Below are 17,172 nucleotides of genomic sequence, written 5' to 3' on the forward strand. Positions count from 1 at the left end.
TTCTTGACCCCCTCCACCGGGCTGAAACTTTTTGTTGACAGAAGAGAACAAATCATGAACACTTGCTTTCCAACACAGGCCATGAGCCCGGCATATTTGCCGAACCGCTTAAAAAGGGGAGCTGCCATGTATACGGATCTGCACCGCGAAGAACGCCGCCAGAACTGGAAAGCCTGGGCGCAGGACACCGCCGCCCTGATCTCGATTGCCGGGCTCGGCTGGATGTTGCTCACCTGGTCCTCGGTCGCGACCACGCTTTTGAGCTAACTATCCACAGAAAACCCGGCGCTTAAGGGCAGACCGGGCATGACAAGAGGCAATGCGGGGCCGACAATGGGTACAGCCGAGAAATGGCCTCGCGCGACCGGTCGGAGAGGGGATAGCCGGACGGGTTTGCGAGGGGACTAAGGCCGAAATTTTTAAGGCACGCAGGAAGCCCTCATGTCCGATGCGCAAACCGACACCCTTTCCGCAGAAGATGCCGTAAAGCGCATCGACGCCAATCCCTGCCGGTTTATCCATCTGCGTCTGCATTCGGCCTATTCGCTCCTGGAAGGGGCGATCCGCATCAAGGAACTGGTCGGGCTTTGCGAGACCCAGGCCATGCCCGCCGTCGCGGTGACGGATACGGGCAACCTCTTCGGCGCGCTGGAATTTTCCGAGACCATGGCCGGCGCGGGCCTGCAGCCGGTTATCGGCACCACATTCGCGGTGGATATGGATGAAGGCCCCGCCGACCCGCTGGCCGGGCGCACGGCAAAATGGGAACCCTCCGGGCGCCTCGCGCTGCTGGTGAAGGACGAGCAGGGCTATATGAACCTGATGAAACTCTCCTCAAGAGCGTTCCTGGAGACGGATCAGACCCTCGAGCCCCATGTCACCCTGGCCGATCTTGAAGAACTATCCGAAGGTCTGATCTGCCTGACGGGCGGCCCCGCCGGGCCTGTCAACAAGCTGATGGCGGGCGGCCAGGTCGCAGCCGGTGAGGCGATGCTGCAGCGGCTTTCCGGCATCTATGGCGACCGGCTCTATGTGGAATTGCAGCGCCACGGGCTTGAGGAAGAAGTTACCGCCGAAGGCCCGCTGGTGGATGCGGCCTATAAGTTCGATCTGCCGCTGGTGGCGACCAACGAGCCCTATTTCAAAAAGCGTGAGGAATTCGAGGCTCATGACGCGCTGATCTGTATCGCCGAGGGCTCTTATGTGTCCGAGGACGACCGGCGCCGCCTGACGCCCGAACATTATTTCAAGAGCCAGACGGAAATGGCCGAGCTTTTTACCGATCTGCCCGAGGCGCTGGAAAATACGCTGGAGATCGCGCGCCGCTGCGCCTACCGCCCGCTTACCCGCAGCCCCATTCTGCCGCGCTTCGATACCGGGGAGGGCCTCTCGGAAGCCGATGAGTTGCGCCGCCAGGCCGAAGAGGGGCTGAAAAAACGCCTGGCCGAAATCGAAACTGCCGCGCCGGAAGAAGAATATTGGGAGCGGCTCAATTTCGAGCTCGATGTGATCATCCGGATGGATTTTCCGGGCTACTTCCTGATCGTGTCGGACTTCATCAAATGGGCGAAGGAACACGACATTCCGGTGGGGCCGGGCCGTGGCTCGGGCGCCGGCTCGCTCGTTGCTTATGCGTTGCTCATCACCGACCTCGACCCCTTGCGCTTCGGCCTCCTCTTCGAACGTTTCCTCAACCCGGAACGTGTGTCGATGCCGGACTTCGACGTCGACTTCTGTCAGGACCGGCGCGATGAAGTGATCCGCTATGTGCAGGATAAATACGGCTATGACCGCGTGGCGCAGATCATCACCTTCGGGAAGCTGCAGGCCCGCGCGGTGCTGCGCGATGTGGGCCGCGTCCTGCAGATGCCCTATGGCCAGGTGGACCGGCTCTGCAAGCTCGTGCCGAACAACCCGGCCAATCCCGTCACGCTGAACGAGGCGATCGAGGGCGAGCCGAAACTGCGCGAGGAACGGGACCGCGAGGAGGTTGTCGCCAAACTCCTGGAGACGGGGCAGAAGCTCGAAGGGCTTTACCGCCACGCCTCCACCCACGCGGCGGGCGTGGTGATCGGCGACCGCAAACTCGATGAGCTGGTGCCGCTTTACCGCGATCCGCGCTCGGATATGCCGGTGACGCAGTTCAACATGAAATGGGTGGAACCGGCCGGTCTCGTCAAATTCGACTTTCTGGGCCTGAAAACCCTGACCGTGCTGACGACCGCCGTCAATTTCATCAAGCAGCGCGGCATCGACATCGATCTCTCCAACCTGCCGCTCGATGACGAGCCGACCTACAAGCTGCTGGAGAAAGGCGACACGGTTGGCGTCTTCCAGTTGGAAAGCACCGGCATGCGCGACACGCTGCGCAAAATGAAGGCCGACTGTCTGGAAGACATCATCGCGCTCGTGGCGCTCTACCGCCCCGGCCCGATGGACAATATCCCCAAATATATCGCCTGTAAGCTCGGCCATGAAAAGCCGGACTATCTGCACGATTGGCTGAAACCCATCCTGACCGAGACGAACGGTGTCATCATCTATCAGGAACAGGTGATGCAGATCGCGCAGGTCCTGTCCGGATATTCGCTGGGCGAAGCCGACCTGCTGCGCCGCGCCATGGGTAAAAAGATCCAGGCGGAAATGGACAAGCAGAAAGTCCGTTTCGTGGAAGGGGCCGTCGAAAAAGGCGTGGAGCGCAAACAGGCCGATTACATTTTCGAGCTCGTGAACAAGTTCGCCGGCTACGGCTTCAACAAATCCCACGCCGCGGCCTATGCCTTCATCGCCTATCAAACGGCCTATCTGAAAGCGAATTACCCCGTCGAGTTTCTGGCCGCCTCCATGAACCTCGATATCAACAACACCGACAAGCTCAACATCTTCAAGCAGGACGCGGCCCGTATGGGCATCACCGTTCGCTCGCCCAGCGTCAATGAAAGCGAGGCCAGCTTCTCGGTGAAGAATGGCGAGATCGTCTATGCATTGGGCGCGATCAAGAATGTCGGCGCTCAGGCGATGGAAGAGCTGGTGGCCTTGCGCAAGGAAGGCGGCTCCTTCAAGGACATTTACGACTTTGCCCGGCGCATCAATCCGCGCGGGGTCAATAAGCGCACGCTGGAAAACCTGATCCGGGCCGGCGCGCTCGACTGCCTCAATCCGCACCGCGCTCAGCTTCTCGCCTCCGTGGACAAGCTGATGGGGCTGGCCGCGCAAGCTGCCGAGGAGCGCAGCAGCCAGCAGAACTCGCTTTTCGGCGATGGCGGGGAGGCGCTCGACAATCCGTCTCTCAATCACGCCGAGCCCTGGACGCCCATCGAAAAGCTGAACGAGGAATTCGGCGCGCTCGGTTTTTTCCTGTCCGGCCATCCGCTCGACGATTATCAGGTGGCGATGAAGCGGGCAGGGGTCGTGACCTATCAGCAGCTCGCTGCGCGCGGCAACAAGGCCGAAAGGGTAGCCGGCATCGTCTCGGCCCGGCGCGACCGGCGCTCCCAGCGCGGCAATGCCTATTCCTTCGTGACGCTTTCCGATGCGACGGGGCAGTTCGACATTCTGGTCTTCTCCGAAGCGCTCTCCCAAGCGGGTGATCTTCTGGAGCCGGGCCAGGCCGTGGTGATGAGCGTCGAGATCGACCGGCAGGACGATGATCTGCGTCTGCGCGCCCAGTCCGTGCGTCCCATCGAGGAAGTGGCGGCGAACACGGCGGCGGGCCTGAAAATATTCCTAGATCAGCCGGAGCCGCTCTCCGCCGTCCGCTCCCGCCTGTCGGAAAAGGGGCGGGGCGCCGTCTCGCTGGTGCTGATGACGGAAGGCCGGGAAGTGGAAATGGAACTGAAAGAGCGCTTCCATATTACCCCGGCCATTCGCGGCGCCATCCGCTCCATTCCCGGCGTGGTCGAGGTACAGGACGTTTAGGCCGCTTTTCCGGGACTTTTGAAGGGGATTCGGGGTCAACAACCGGCAAAACCGGCCCCGCTGCCCGCGTCTTGCCGGGAAACTGCGGTTTTGAGCGGATAAACCGCTGGCCGGGCTTGCTTTTTGCCGGAAACGCGCCTATACCCCGCCTCATTCCACACGCAGGCTCCGGCCCTTTCACCGGATATGTGGGACGGACAGGCGTTTCGTCGTCATCCGGTCACATCTCCAACATAGAAAGCGGTCGATCCGGTGCTGCCTCCCGATGGGTTCGGGAGATGGCCACGGCCTGCGGAGGCTTAACCGGAAAAGGAGATAGGGCGTCATGGCACTCCCCGATTACAGCATGCGTCAACTGCTCGAAGCAGGCGTGCACTTTGGTCACCAAACCCACCGTTGGAATCCGAAGATGGATCCGTTCCTCTTCGGCGCGCGCAACGGCATTCATATCATCGATCTGGCGCAGACCGTTCCGCTGCTGCATCAGGCTCTCGTCGCCGTGCGCGATGTGGTTGCCTCCGGCGGCCGCGTGCTTTTCGTCGGCACCAAGCGTCAGGCTTCCCAGCCGATCGCCGATGCCGCCAAGCGCTGCGCGCAGTACTACATGAACCACCGTTGGCTCGGCGGCACGCTGACCAACTGGAAAACGGTTTCCCATTCGATCCGCCGCCTGCGCGAGCTGGAAGAGCTCTTTGCCGGCGAGACGCGCGGTTTCACGAAAAAGGAACTGCTGCAGCTCACCCGTGAGCGCGAAAAGCTCGAGCGCGCCATTGGCGGGATCAAGGACATGGGCGGCATTCCCGACATCATGTTCGTGATCGACACGAACAAGGAAGAGAACGCGCTGAAGGAAGCCAAGAACCTCGGCATCCCGGTCATCGCGATCGTCGACTCCAACTGCAACCCGGACAACGTCACCTACCCGATCCCGGGCAATGACGATGCCGCGCGCGCGATCTCGCTTTATTGCGACCTGATCGCCAAGGCCGTGATCGAAGGCATTTCCCAGAGCCAAGGCGCCTCGGGCGTCGATATCGGCGCTGCCGTCGAACCGGCTGCCGAAGAGCTTGCCGCAAGCGAAGAAGCCCAGGCTCAGGCCGGTCAGTAAGTTTTACTGGCCACGGACGATAGAGATGGGCGCCCGGAGACGGGCGCCTCTTCAATCGTAAGGACGCATGGCGTCCCCTAAATGAATGAGGAAGATTATGGCTGACATCACCGCCGGCATGGTGAAAGAGCTCCGCGAAAAGTCTGGCGCGGGCATGATGGATTGCAAAACGGCGCTGACCGAAACGGGCGGCGACATGGATGCCGCCGTTGACTGGCTGCGCACCAAAGGTCTGGCGAAAGCCGCCAAGAAGGCGGGCCGCGTGGCCGCCGAAGGCCTGGTCGGCGTTGTTGCCGAGGGCAATTCGGGCGCGCTTGTGGAAGTGAACTCGGAAACGGACTTCGTGGCCCGTAACGAAAACTTTCAGAAAATGGTCACGGCGATCGCCGAAACCGCCAAGGAAGCGGGCGGCGACATCGACAAGCTTTTGGCCGCGACCTATCCCGGTTCCTCCAAATCGGTGCAGGATTATGTGACCGAAGCCATCGGCACGATCGGCGAGAACATGACCGTGCGCCGCACGGCTGCCATCTCCGTCGATAACGGTGTCGTGGTGCCTTACGTCCACAACCAGGTCGTTCCCGGCCTCGGCAAGATCGGCGTGCTCGTTGCGCTGGAATCGACCGGCGACAAAGACAAGCTCGCCGAGCTTGGCAAGCAGATTGCCATGCATGTGGCCGCGACCTCGCCGCTGGCCCTTAGCCCGGATGATCTCGACGCCGACATCGTCGAGCGTGAGCGCGCCGTGCTGATCGCGGAAGCCAAGGAATCCGGCAAGCCGGACAACATCATCGAAAAGATGATCGAAGGGCGTATCCGCAAATTCTATCAGGAAGTCGTGCTTCTGGCGCAGACCTTCGTGATCGATGGCGAGAACACGGTTGAGCAGGCGGTCAAGAAGGCCGAAGGCGATATCGGCGCGCCGGTCACGGTCGTTGGCTTCGTCCGCTACACGCTGGGTGAAGGCATCGAAAAAGAAGAGGCGGATTTCGCTGCTGAAGTCGCCGCCGCAGCCAAAGGCTGACCCGGAGCCGACCTGAGGCTGATCAGGCAATTGTCGCCAGCCGCCGCCCGCGCCGTTATGGTAAGGGCCGGCGCCGGCGCGGGGGCGCGTTGGATCTGACCCGTAAGGGAAAGGCTCCAGGGCGCCCTTGCCTTATCCGCTCTTTGCGGCTTTGCTCGCAAGGGGACGGCGAATCGAAAAGACCGGCTAAAATGCCGCTGAGACAATGTCGTAGAGGCAGGGCCGCAGCGGCGGGCCGGGATGAGGCCAGATCTGGCAGAGAGGTGGGCGAGGTGAGTACGGACGGAAAGAAAGGCGACTTACGCTTCAAGCGCGTTCTTTTGAAAGTGTCCGGCGAGGCGCTGATGGGGCAGGCGCAATACGGTATCGACGTGGAAACCGTGAACCGCATTGCCCGGGAAATCAAACAGGCTGTCGAGATCGGCGCCGAGGTTTGCCTTGTCATCGGCGGCGGCAACATCTTCCGCGGGCTCTCCGGCGCAGCGCAGGGCATGGAGCGGGCGAGCGCCGATTATATGGGCATGCTCGCCACCATCATGAATGCGCTGGCCATGCAGAACGCGCTTGAAGGGCTTGGTGTTTCCACCCGCGTGCAATCGGCTATTCCCATGATGTCGGTCTGCGAGCCTTACATCCGCCGCAAGGCCGTGCGGCATATGGAAAAGGGCCGGGTCGTGATTTTTGCCGCGGGCACCGGCAATCCCTTCTTCACCACCGATACGGCGGCCGCCTTGCGCGCCAGCGAAATGGGCTGCGACGCGCTGATGAAAGGCACGCAGGTCGATGGCATCTACACCGCCGATCCGAAAACCACGCCCGATGCCGAGCGCTACGAAGAGCTGACCTTCATGGACGTGCTGACGCAGGATTTGAAGGTGATGGATGCTTCCGCCGTGGCGCTGGCGCGGGACAACAATATTCCCATCGTCGTTTTTTCCATTCACGAACCGGGCGGTTTCGTCAGTGTGCTGAACGGCACGGGGCGGTCCACCATTGTCAAAAGCAGCGCTGCTTAAGGCGCGCGTTTTAAGGCGGGGAAGCGGCAGCCGCTTCCTCCAATGAAAATACCGGAGAAAGAAACATGGCCGACCAGGAACTGGACTTTGCGGATATCGAACGCCGCATGAAAGGGGCCGTTGCATCGCTCAAAACGGAATTCGGGGGCCTGCGCACGGGCCGCGCCTCCGCCGGTCTGCTCGACCCCATCACGGTTGAAGCATACGGGCAGGTGACGCCGGTCAATCAGGTCGGCACCGTGACGGTGCCCGAGCCGCGCATGATCACCATTCAGATCTGGGACAAGAGCATGGTGGGTCCGGTGGAAAAGGCGATCCGCTCTTCAGGTCTCGGCCTCAATCCGGCAACGGACGGCCAGCTCATCCGCATTCCCATTCCTGAACTTAACGAAGAACGCCGCGCGGAACTGACCAAGGTCGCCGCGAAATATGCCGAACAGGCCCGCGTTGCCGTGCGCAATGTGCGCCGCGACGGCATGGATGAGTTGAAGCGGCTGGAGAAGGACGGTTCAATCAGCAAGGATGAACACAAATCCTCTTCCGACCGGGTGCAGAAAATGACCGATAAATATATCGGCGAAGTCGATGCCGCCCTTGCCGCCAAGGAAGCGGAAATCATGCAGGTTTGATGGGCAGGCGGGGCACGTCCCCGCATGCTTGCCAAGCCGAAGCGGGATGAACGAGTTTGATGCTGGATGCCAACCATAGCCAAGACAGCGCGCATGCCCCCGCGCCGCGCCATGTCGCCATCATCATGGATGGCAATGGCAGATGGGCGGCGAAGCGGCATCTGCCGCGCAAGCTCGGTCATAAGGCAGGCGTGGAAGCGGTGCGTAAGATCGTGCGCGATGCCGGCGAACTTGGGGTGGAATATCTGACGCTTTACGGGTTTTCCTCGGAAAACTGGAAACGCCCGCCCGAAGAAGTCGGCGATCTGATGGAGCTCCTGCGCTATTTCATCCGCAAGGACCTCGCCGAACTGCATCAGAACGGCGTCAATATCCGCATCATCGGCGACCGCGAAGGGCTCGAGCCCGACATCCTGAAAATGATCGATGAGGCGCAGGAACTGACCGCCGGTAATTCCCGCCTGAAGCTGATCATCGCCTTTAATTATGGCGGCCAGAGCGAGATCACGAATGCCGTGCGCCGACTCGCCGAAAAAGCCAAACGCGGCGACCTCGACCCGGCGGACATCACGCCGGAGACGGTGGAAGCCCATCTCGATACGGCAGGCGTGCCGAGCCCCGATCTCGTTATCCGCACCAGCGGTGAGAAACGCCTGTCCAACTTCCTGATCTGGCAAAGCGCCTATGCCGAACTGGTCTTTACCGATGTGTTCTGGCCGGATTTCAGCCGGAAGGATCTGGAGGCCGCATTCCGGGAATATCAAAGCCGGGAGCGCCGATTTGGCGGACGATAAACCAGGCCAATCCAGCGAGTTGACCCGCCGTGTGCTGTCCGCCGCGGTGCTTATTCCCGCCGTCCTGCTGCTGCTCTGGCTGGGCGGCTGGCCGTTTTTGGCTCTGCTGGCGCTTGCCGCCGTCATCCTTGCGCGGGAATGGGCCGGGCTCATGCGGGCGGGAAACGACATGGGTTTGATCGCCGGGCTCTCCCTTGCGGGGATCGGCGGCCTGGCTGTGCTCGGTGCGGCAGGCGGGCTGGCAGGATTGTTTACGCTGAGCGCGCTCGCCTTTCTTGCGGCCGCTATTCAGGCGGCACGGGCAAGACCGCTCACCCCCGTGCTTGTCGCCTATCCCTATCTCCTCTTACCGCTTCTGGCGCTCGGCTGGCTGAGGGCCGCGCCCGATTACGGGCTGCTTCTCGTGCTCTGGCTGGTGCTGGCTGTCTGGGCGACGGATACCGGCGCTTATGCCGCCGGGCGCGGGATCGGCGGGCCGAAACTTGCGCCCCGCTTTTCGCCCAATAAAACCTGGGCGGGGCTCATGGGCGGCATGGCGGGCGCCGCCTTGGCGGGGCTTGGCATGGGCGCCTATCTCGGCCAGGGGCATGTGCCGCTCATGCTTTTGAGCGCCGTCCTTGCCGCCATTGCCCAGGCGGGCGACATTACCGAATCAGCACTAAAACGGCGGGCGGGTGTAAAGGATTCCGGCACGTTGATCCCCGGCCATGGCGGGCTGCTCGACCGGGTGGACGGGCTGATTTTTGCCTGCGCCGCGCTTGCTCTCCTTGCCATCCTGTTCCAGCTTCAAGGCATGCCCGTATCGAGGACGATTTTATGGCCTTAGAGGACGCCGCGCCCATAACTCAAGCCGCGCCGCGCCGCATTTCGGTGTTGGGTGCCACGGGCTCGGTCGGTTGCAGCACGCTCGATCTGATCGAGCGAGACCGGACGGCCTACGAAATTGTCGCACTGACGGCCCATGCCAAGGTCGATGCGTTGATCGAGCAGGCGCTGCGCCTGCGCCCGGAAGTGGCCGTTATTGCCCGTGAGGACCTTTATGAGCCCTTGCGCGAAGGGCTTGCCGGCACCGGCATCGAAGCGGCGGCGGGCGAGGCGGCTTTGATCGAAGCAGCAAGCCGCCCGGCGGACTGGGTGATGGCGGCGATTGTCGGCGCAGCGGGGCTTCATCCGACGCTTGCAGCGGTCGAACAAGGCGCGCATGTGGCGCTCGCCAACAAAGAATGCCTCGTCTGCGCCGGGGATTTCTTTCTTCAGGCCGTGGCGCGCAGCGGCGCGACGCTTCTGCCGGTCGATAGCGAACATAACGCCATTTTCCAGGTGCTGGAGGCAGACGCACTCGACCGGGTGGACAAGATCGTGCTCACCGCCTCGGGCGGGCCTTTCCGCACCGCGAGCCTTGAGGAAATGCGCCGGGCAACGCCTGCCCAGGCTGTCGCTCATCCGCAATGGGATATGGGTGCGAAAATCTCCGTGGATTCGGCCACAATGATGAACAAAGGGCTGGAGCTGATCGAGGCGCACCACCTGTTCCCGGTGGGCGAAGCGCGGATCGATATTCTCGTCCATCCCCAATCCATCATCCATTCGATGGTGGCTTATGCGGACGGTTCGGTGCTGGCGCAGCTCGGCACGCCCGATATGCGCATCCCCATTGCCAACACGCTTGCCTGGCCCGCCCGGATGCAGACACCGGCTGCCCGTCTCGACCTCGCACAAATTGGTAAACTCACCTTCGAAGCCCCTGATTTAAAAAGATTTCCGGCGCTGACACTGGCCCGGAACGCCTTGCAAAGCGGCGGCGCCGCGCCTACTATCCTCAACGCTGCAAACGAGGTCGCTGTGGCGGCGTTTTTGGCGGGAAAGCTGGGCTTTTTGGATATCGTTCAGCTCGTCGAGCGTCTCATGGACGAGCTTGCCGGGGGGATAGCGGCGCCGGATACACTGGAAGGTGTGATGGAAATCGACCGTTTCGTTAGGCAAAAAGCCGCGGAACGGGTGCAAAAATGCGCGGTCTGACTTAGGCTAAGGCGCTTTTGCGGGATTCGGCCGCCTGGCCGAAACAAGACAGTAATGTCCGGCCGTTATGAGTAAGGCCGGACAAGGGAGGACCGGAGAGTAAATGGAATTGCTGGCAAGCATCGGGGGGGCAAGCGGGTCCTTCCTGTCATATGTGGTCCCCTTTCTTTTCGTGCTCACGCTCGTGGTTTTCTTCCACGAGCTTGGACACTTCCTTGTCGGGCGCTGGTGCGGCGTGACCGTTGAAACCTTCTCCATCGGCTTCGGGCGCGAGCTTGTCGGTTGGACCGACAAGAAGGGCACGCGCTGGAAAATCGGCTGGCTGCCCCTCGGCGGTTATGTGAAGTTTCTGGGCGATTCAAGCGCGGCAAGCACGCCGGACCGCGAGAGCATGAATAAGCTCGACGAGGCGGCCCGCGCCAACACGCTGCATGCCAAAACCGTGGGCCAGCGCGCCGCTGTGGTTGCCGCCGGTCCCTTTGCCAATTTCCTTCTTTCCATCGTGCTCTTTGCCGGCATCTTCATGATCGTCGGCCAGACGATCACGGCGGCCCGTGTCGATGAGGTCAAACCCGACAGCGCGGCGCTGGAAGCCGGGTTTCAGACCGGCGATATCATCCGCTCGATCGACGGCCAGAAGATCGAAGGTTTCAACGACATGCAGCGCATCGTGGCGATGAGCGCCGGTGTGCCGCTTTCCGTTACCGTTGAGCGGGACGGTGAGATGCTCACCCTGGCCGCGACGCCGCGCGCCACCGAGATCACCGACCGCTTCGGCAACGAACAGAAGATCGGCATTCTCGGCATTGGCCGGAACATCGAAAAAGACGAGGTCGAGCATGTGCGCTACGGCCCCGTGACCGCGCTTTGGAAAGGCGTGGAGGAAACCTGGTTTGTGGTTGCGCGCACGGGTGAATATCTCGGCGGCATGGTGATGGGCCAGCAGGACACGAGCCAGCTCGGCGGGCCGCTGCGCATTGCGCAGGTCTCGGGCCAGGTTGCGACGATCGGTTTCGATGCGCTGATCAATCTTGCGGCGATCTTGTCGGTAAGCATCGGCCTATTGAATTTGCTGCCCATTCCGATGCTGGATGGCGGGCATCTTCTTTTTTACGCTGTTGAGGCCGTCCGCGGGCGGCCTTTGGGGGAACAGGCGCAGGAAATCGGCTTTCGCATCGGCCTTGCCTTTGTGATGATGCTGATGGTCTTTGCGACCTGGAACGATCTCGTGAATCTGCGGGTCGTCGAATTTTTCAGCAATTTGCTAAGTTGATCGAGGGGACGGGGAACTGCATATGAGAGTGTTGCGCCAGAAGGCTGCCCGTTGGGGCCGGGCCCTTTCTCTTGCGATTTGCGCATTCGTAGCCGTCGCCTATGCCGCTGCGCCGGCTTTTGCAGAACAGGTGATCGAGCGGATCCGTGTGGAAGGCAATCAGCGTATCGAGGCGAGCACGGTACGCTCTTACATGCCTTTCAAGGAGGGCAGCGAATATGACGTTGCCGCGGTCGACAGCTCGGTTAAGACGCTCTTTGCCACCGGCCTTTTCGCCGACGTGGTGATCCGCCGCGACGGCAATTCGCTCGTCGTGACGGTGACGGAAAACCCGATCATCAACCGTGTCGCCTTTGAAGGGAACAACGCGGTCAAGGACGAAGACCTCAACAACGAAGTCCAGCTCAAGCCGCGCACGATCTATACGCGCGCGAAAGTGCAGGGCGATGTGCAGCGCATTGTGGACCTGCTGCGCCGCTCGGGCCGTTTCTCCGCCCGGGTCGAGCCCAAGGTCATTCAGCTGCCGCAGAACCGTATCGATCTCGTCTTTGAAATCGATGAAGGCCCGGTGACAGGGATCGGCGCCATCAACTTCATCGGCAACGAGGCGTTCTCGGACGGCAAGCTGCGCGAAGTGATTTCGACATCCGAATCCGCCTGGTGGAAATTCCTCTCGAGCTCGGACTCTTACGACCCCGACCGCCTGACTTTCGACCGGGAATTGCTACGCCGGCATTATCTCTCCGAAGGCTATGCCGACTTCCGCGTCATTTCGGCGGTTGCCGATCTTGCCCGCGATGGCTCTGAATTCTTCATCACCTTCACGGTGGAAGAGGGCGAGCAATATCAGTTCGGCCCGTCCACGGTGACGACCGAGCTTGAAAAGCTCGACCAGGAGCGTCTTGAGTCGCTGGTGCTCACGGAAGAAGGCGATACCTATGACGCGGGGCTCATCGATGAAAGCGTCGATGCGCTGACCTTTGCCGCAGGCTCGGAAGGCTATGCCTTTGCCGAAGTGCGCCCGCGGGTGCGCCGTGACAAGGAAAATCTCATCGCCAATGTGGAATATGAGATTACCGAAGGCCCGCGCGTTTATGTGGAACGCATCAACATCAACGGCAACGTGCGCACGCTCGACAAGGTGGTGCGCCGCGAAATGCGCATGGCGGAGGGCGATGCCTTCAACCGCGTGCTGCTCGACAAGTCGGAAAAATCGATCCGCGCGCTCGGCTTCTTCTCCAGCGTCGATGTGGTGGAAGAGCCCGGCTCGGCGGAAGACAAGACCGTCATTAACGTCAATGTCGAGGAGCAATCGACCGGCGAGCTCTCGCTCGGTTTCGGCTTCTCTTCCGTTGATAATGCGGTTGCCGATATTGCGCTTTCCGAGCGCAACTTTATGGGCCGCGGCCAGTTCCTGCGGCTGCGTCTCTCGCTTTCGGGCACGCGTTCGTCCGTCGACTTGCGCTTCACAGAGCCTTACTTCCTCGACCGCAACCTTGTCGCCGGTATCGATATTTTCGGCACGGAGACGGACCTGCGCGATGAAGCCTCCTTCGACAGCCGTGTGACCGGTTTCGGTTTCCGCTTCGGTTTCCCGACCTCGGAAAACGGTTCCATCACCACGCGCTACGCGCTGCGCCGGGAAGAAATCCGCAACGTGCGTACGGTGAACATTGCCGGCATCAACGTGCCGCTGGTGGACCCGCGCTCCGACATCAAATCGCTGGTCGGCTATAACTATTATCTCGACCGCCGGGACGACCCGGTGGAGCCGACGGCCGGTTGGGATTTCAATATCGACCAGGAATATGCCGGTGTCGGCGGTTCGGTCACTTATCTGCGCAACGAAATTCTGGCCCGTGCCTATATTCCCTTCTCCAAGGAATTCCTCGGCAGCTTGCGCTTCAATGGCGGCTATATCGACGGGCTTGGAGATGATGTGATCATTAATGACCGCTTCTTCATCGGCGGCTCTGAGTTTCGCGGCTTTGAACGCGCCGGCGTCGGCCCGCGCGATTTGGTGACAGGCGACTCGCTCGGCGCCCAGGCCTACGCCATCGGTACGGCGCAGCTGACCTTCCCGAACTTCCTGCCCGAGGCGCTCGATATCGACACCAGCCTCTTTACGGATGTCGGCACGGTCGGCCTTGTCGACCAGGAAGCGCTTTATCTTGCGCAAGGCCGCCGCCCGGAAGACGAGCTGGCTCTGCGTGCAACGGCAGGCCTCAGCGTTTACTGGCAGTCGCCGTTCGGCCCGGTCCGTATCGACCTCTCGCAGGTGCTGCAATCGGAATCCTATGACCGCGAAGAAGTCTTCCGCTTCAGCGCCGGTACGCGTTTTTAAAAGTTAGGGTGGGGAGTTAAAGAGAATGAAGAAGATCAATCGTCTGCTGGCATCGCTTGTTTTGGGTGCCGCCATGCTTGGCGCGTCCGTTCCGCAGGCGCTCGCCGCCAAAGAGCCGGCCGTTATTTTGATCGTCAATTTCCAGTCGCTGTTTACCGAGTCCAAAGTTGGTCAGGACGTGAATGCCCAGGTGCAGGCGCAGGCCAAGACGATCGAAGAAAACAGCTCCAAGCAGCTTGAAGGCTTTATCGCCGAGGCGCGCAAATTGGCGGAACAGAAAGAAGTGCTCGGCGTTGAAACTTATAAGGAACGCATCGCCGCGCTCCAGAAGCGCCAGCAGGAAGCACAGGCAGATGCCAATAAGAAACTGCAGGCTTTGCAGGTCGGTCAGGCCCGCGCGCAAGCTGAAATCGAAGCCGTGCTGAAGCCGATCTTCGCGGAAGTTATGAACCGTCATGGCGGCACGGTCATGCTCGACCAGTCCTCGGTGCTTGCAGGCGGTGTCGATCTGAATGTGACGGCCGAGATCATGCAGGTGTTGAACGAGCGTTTGCCGAAGCTGAAAGTGACGCCGGTCGATCCCGCAGAACTTCAAAAACAGCGCTAACGGCTAGGCCGCCGCGCGAACCGGAATTATCATGGCGGATACACGTTTTTTCGACAGGTCTGGGCCGTTCACGCTGGCTGAGCTGGCGGCCCGGATCAAAGCCGATCTTGCCGATCCGGCGCATGGCGATAGACCTGTTTATGATGTGGCGCCGCTCGACCGGGCGGGCCCGGCGGATCTGACCTTTCTGGACAACCCGAAATATGTCGATGCTTTCCGTGAGACGAAAGCGGGCGCGGCGGTTCTCTCACCCAAGCATCGGGACAAGGCGCCGGACGGCATGGCGCTTTTACTCAGCGATGATCCCTACCGGGCCTACGCGCTGGCCGCGCAGGCCTTTTATCCGGGTAGCGGCGGCAGTGCGCATTTCGGTGAAAGCGAAATTCAAGGCACGGTACATGCCAGTGCTAAGCTCGGTGAGGGCGTGGTTGTTGAGCCGGGCGCCGTCATAGGCGAGCACGCGGAGATAGGCGCGGGCACTATTATCGGCGCCAATGCCGTTGTCAGCCGTGGCTGCACCATTGGGCGGCACAGTTATATCGGCCCCAATGCTACAGTCTCCCATGCGATGATCGGCGACAAGGTGATCATCCATCCGGGTGTGCAGATCGGTCAGGACGGGTTCGGCTTTGCCATGGGCCTGCCGCATCATGAAAAAGTGCCGCAGCTCGGGCGCGTCATCATTCAGGATAATGTGGAAATCGGCGCGAACTCCACCATCGACCGGGGCGCAGGCCCCGACACGGTGATCGGTGAGGGCACGAAGATTGATAATCTCGTGCAAATCGGGCACAACGTGTCGGTTGGCCGGGGATGCATCATCGTCTCCCAGACGGGGATCTCCGGCAGCACGGTTCTCGAGGATTTCGTGGTTTTGGCGGCGCGTGTCGGCGTGACGGGGCATTTGACCATCGGCATGGGCGCGCAGATTGCCGCCCGCAGCTCGGTGATCCACAATGTACCGGCAGGCGAACAATGGGGCGGGACGCCTGCCAAACCGGTCAGTCAGTGGCGCCGTGAAATCGTCGCCGTTCAGAAACTGGGCCGGCCGAAAAAGAAGAACTGAGAGCGCAGCCGGGATGCGCTAGCGCGCAGCATAAACCCGGCTCTAGAAGTCGAGACGAGAGCATGACTGACACATCCGATGCGGCAAATCCGGAAGCAACGCAAGAGCTGGAGACGGCCGATATAAAGCGGATCATGGAGCTTTTGCCGCACCGCTACCCCATGTTGCTGATCGACCGGATCGTCGATATGAAGGGGTCGGAATCGGCCGTCGGCATCAAGAACGTCACGATCAACGACAATTTCTTTCAGGGGCACTTCCCTGATTTTCCCGTCATGCCGGGTGTCTTGATCGTCGAAGCCATGGCGCAAACCGCCGGCGCGCTGGTCGTCAATGCCGCCAAATCGGGCTCCAAGCACAAGGTCGTCTATTTCATGACGATCGACAAGGCACGCTTCCGCAGGCCTGTGGTGCCGGGCGACCGGCTGGAAGTACATGTGCGCAAGATGCAAAATCGCGGCTCGGTCTGGAAATTCCACGGCGATGCCAAGGTAGACGGCAAAGTGGTTGCCGAGGCCGATTACAGTGCCATGATCGTGGAACCGGAAGAGTAATTATGAGTGACATCCATCCCACAGCGATCGTCGACGAGAACGCGTCTGTCGGCGCCGATGTGAAGATCGGCCCTTACTGCGTCGTCGGTCGCAATGTCTCGCTCGGCGACGGGGTGGAACTGCTTTCTCACGTCGTGGTGGAAGGGCATACGAGCATCGGCCCGCGCACGAAGATCTTTCCCTTCGCCGTGATCGGCCACCAGCCGCAGGATCTGAAATATAAAGGCGAGCCGAGCCGGCTTGAAATCGGATCCGATAATCTCATCCGCGAACACGTCACGATGAACCCCGGCACCGAAGGCGGCGGCATGGTGACCCGTGTCGGCAATCACAACGCCTTCCTCACAGGCGCGCATGTCGGCCATGATTGCATTATCGGCGATCATGTCGTCTTTTCGAATGCCGTGCTTCTGGCCGGTCACTGCCTGATCAGCGATTACGTCATCCTGGGCGGCGGCGTTGCCGTGCATCAGTTCACCCGCATCGGCGCCCATGCCTTTGTGGGCGGGGCAAGCGCCATCGAGAACGATGTCATTCCTTATGGCATGGCGCTCGGCAACCGGGCGCATCTCGCCGGTCTCAATGTCATCGGGCTTCGCCGGCGCGGCTTCTCGCGTGATGAAATTCATGCGCTGCGCGGGGCCTATAAAATGCTCTTTGCCGAGGAAAAGACCTTGCGCGAGCGTCTGGAACAAGTCGCTGAAACCTATAAGGATGTGAACGCGGTTCAGGAGATCGTCGCCTTCATCAAGGGTGACACGAACCGCTCCCTTTGCACACCGCGCCACGAGGCAGCCTGAGCGTTGCGCGCCGGAGGCGG

Annotated in this window: 15 protein-coding genes; all 15 read left to right on the top strand. The window is 61.0% G+C overall.

The genetic code is table 11. The features are described from left to right. Positions 1–126: 126 nt before the first annotated feature. The 15 genes from ACOQOT_RS06820 (at position 127) to lpxA (ending at position 17,152) form a co-directional block, all read left to right on the top strand. Positions 127–267 (top strand): hypothetical protein, encoded by a 141-nt coding sequence (locus tag ACOQOT_RS06820; protein ID WP_420561585.1) that lies wholly within the window; start codon positions 127–129, stop codon positions 265–267. A 174-nt stretch (positions 268–441) separates the two neighbouring features. Next, on the top strand, positions 442–3,918 hold the full coding sequence (dnaE, locus tag ACOQOT_RS06825; protein WP_420561586.1) for a DNA polymerase III subunit alpha: 3,477 nt from the start codon (positions 442–444) through the stop codon (positions 3,916–3,918). 325 nt (positions 3,919–4,243) lie between these two features. Beyond that, positions 4,244–5,026, top strand: a complete 783-nt coding sequence (rpsB, locus tag ACOQOT_RS06830; RefSeq protein ID WP_420561587.1) for a 30S ribosomal protein S2 — start codon at positions 4,244–4,246, stop codon at positions 5,024–5,026. Positions 5,027–5,123: 97 nt separating this feature from the next. Then, entirely contained in the window at positions 5,124–6,050 is a 927-nt protein-coding gene (gene tsf, locus ACOQOT_RS06835) for a translation elongation factor Ts (RefSeq protein WP_420561588.1), read from the top strand. A gap of 344 nt (positions 6,051–6,394) precedes the next feature. Further along, positions 6,395–7,066, top strand: coding sequence for a UMP kinase (gene pyrH / locus ACOQOT_RS06840; protein ID WP_420561922.1), 672 nt, complete (start codon positions 6,395–6,397; stop codon positions 7,064–7,066). A 65-nt stretch (positions 7,067–7,131) separates the two neighbouring features. After that, entirely contained in the window at positions 7,132–7,695 is a 564-nt protein-coding gene (gene frr, locus ACOQOT_RS06845) for a ribosome recycling factor (RefSeq protein WP_420561589.1), read from the top strand. Positions 7,696–7,754: 59 nt separating this feature from the next. Continuing rightward, on the top strand, positions 7,755–8,489 hold the full coding sequence (locus ACOQOT_RS06850) for an isoprenyl transferase (RefSeq protein WP_420561590.1): 735 nt from the start codon (positions 7,755–7,757) through the stop codon (positions 8,487–8,489). Further along, positions 8,476–9,315, top strand: a complete 840-nt coding sequence (locus tag ACOQOT_RS06855; protein WP_420561591.1) for a phosphatidate cytidylyltransferase — start codon at positions 8,476–8,478, stop codon at positions 9,313–9,315. Before ACOQOT_RS06850 ends, ACOQOT_RS06855 begins: the two co-directional genes overlap by 14 nt. Then, the gene (locus ACOQOT_RS06860) at positions 9,306–10,508 is read left to right on the top strand and encodes a 1-deoxy-D-xylulose-5-phosphate reductoisomerase (RefSeq protein WP_420561592.1); all 1,203 of its coding nucleotides are present in this window, start codon (positions 9,306–9,308) and stop codon (positions 10,506–10,508) included. The genes ACOQOT_RS06855 and ACOQOT_RS06860 overlap by 10 nt, the downstream gene beginning before the upstream one ends. A gap of 103 nt (positions 10,509–10,611) precedes the next feature. Next, the gene (rseP, locus tag ACOQOT_RS06865) at positions 10,612–11,781 is read left to right on the top strand and encodes an RIP metalloprotease RseP (RefSeq protein ID WP_420561593.1); all 1,170 of its coding nucleotides are present in this window, start codon (positions 10,612–10,614) and stop codon (positions 11,779–11,781) included. Between the two features lie 22 nt (positions 11,782–11,803). Further along, positions 11,804–14,125, top strand: a complete 2,322-nt coding sequence (gene bamA, locus ACOQOT_RS06870; protein WP_420561594.1) for an outer membrane protein assembly factor BamA — start codon at positions 11,804–11,806, stop codon at positions 14,123–14,125. A 25-nt stretch (positions 14,126–14,150) separates the two neighbouring features. Beyond that, a complete protein-coding gene (locus tag ACOQOT_RS06875; protein ID WP_420561595.1) occupies positions 14,151–14,732 on the top strand; it encodes an OmpH family outer membrane protein in 582 nt (193 codons plus the stop codon). 31 nt (positions 14,733–14,763) lie between these two features. Then, on the top strand, positions 14,764–15,798 hold the full coding sequence (gene lpxD / locus ACOQOT_RS06880) for a UDP-3-O-(3-hydroxymyristoyl)glucosamine N-acyltransferase (RefSeq protein ID WP_420561596.1): 1,035 nt from the start codon (positions 14,764–14,766) through the stop codon (positions 15,796–15,798). A 62-nt stretch (positions 15,799–15,860) separates the two neighbouring features. Then, positions 15,861–16,352: a 3-hydroxyacyl-ACP dehydratase FabZ gene (fabZ, locus tag ACOQOT_RS06885; RefSeq protein WP_420561597.1), complete on the top strand. Its 492-nt coding sequence runs from the start codon at positions 15,861–15,863 to the stop codon at positions 16,350–16,352. A 2-nt stretch (positions 16,353–16,354) separates the two neighbouring features. Continuing rightward, on the top strand, positions 16,355–17,152 hold the full coding sequence (gene lpxA, locus ACOQOT_RS06890; protein ID WP_420561598.1) for an acyl-ACP--UDP-N-acetylglucosamine O-acyltransferase: 798 nt from the start codon (positions 16,355–16,357) through the stop codon (positions 17,150–17,152). Positions 17,153–17,172: the final 20 nt, after the last annotated feature.

This window comes from Tepidicaulis sp., assembly GCF_965222285.1.
Lineage (GTDB): Bacteria > Pseudomonadota > Alphaproteobacteria > Parvibaculales > Parvibaculaceae > Tepidicaulis.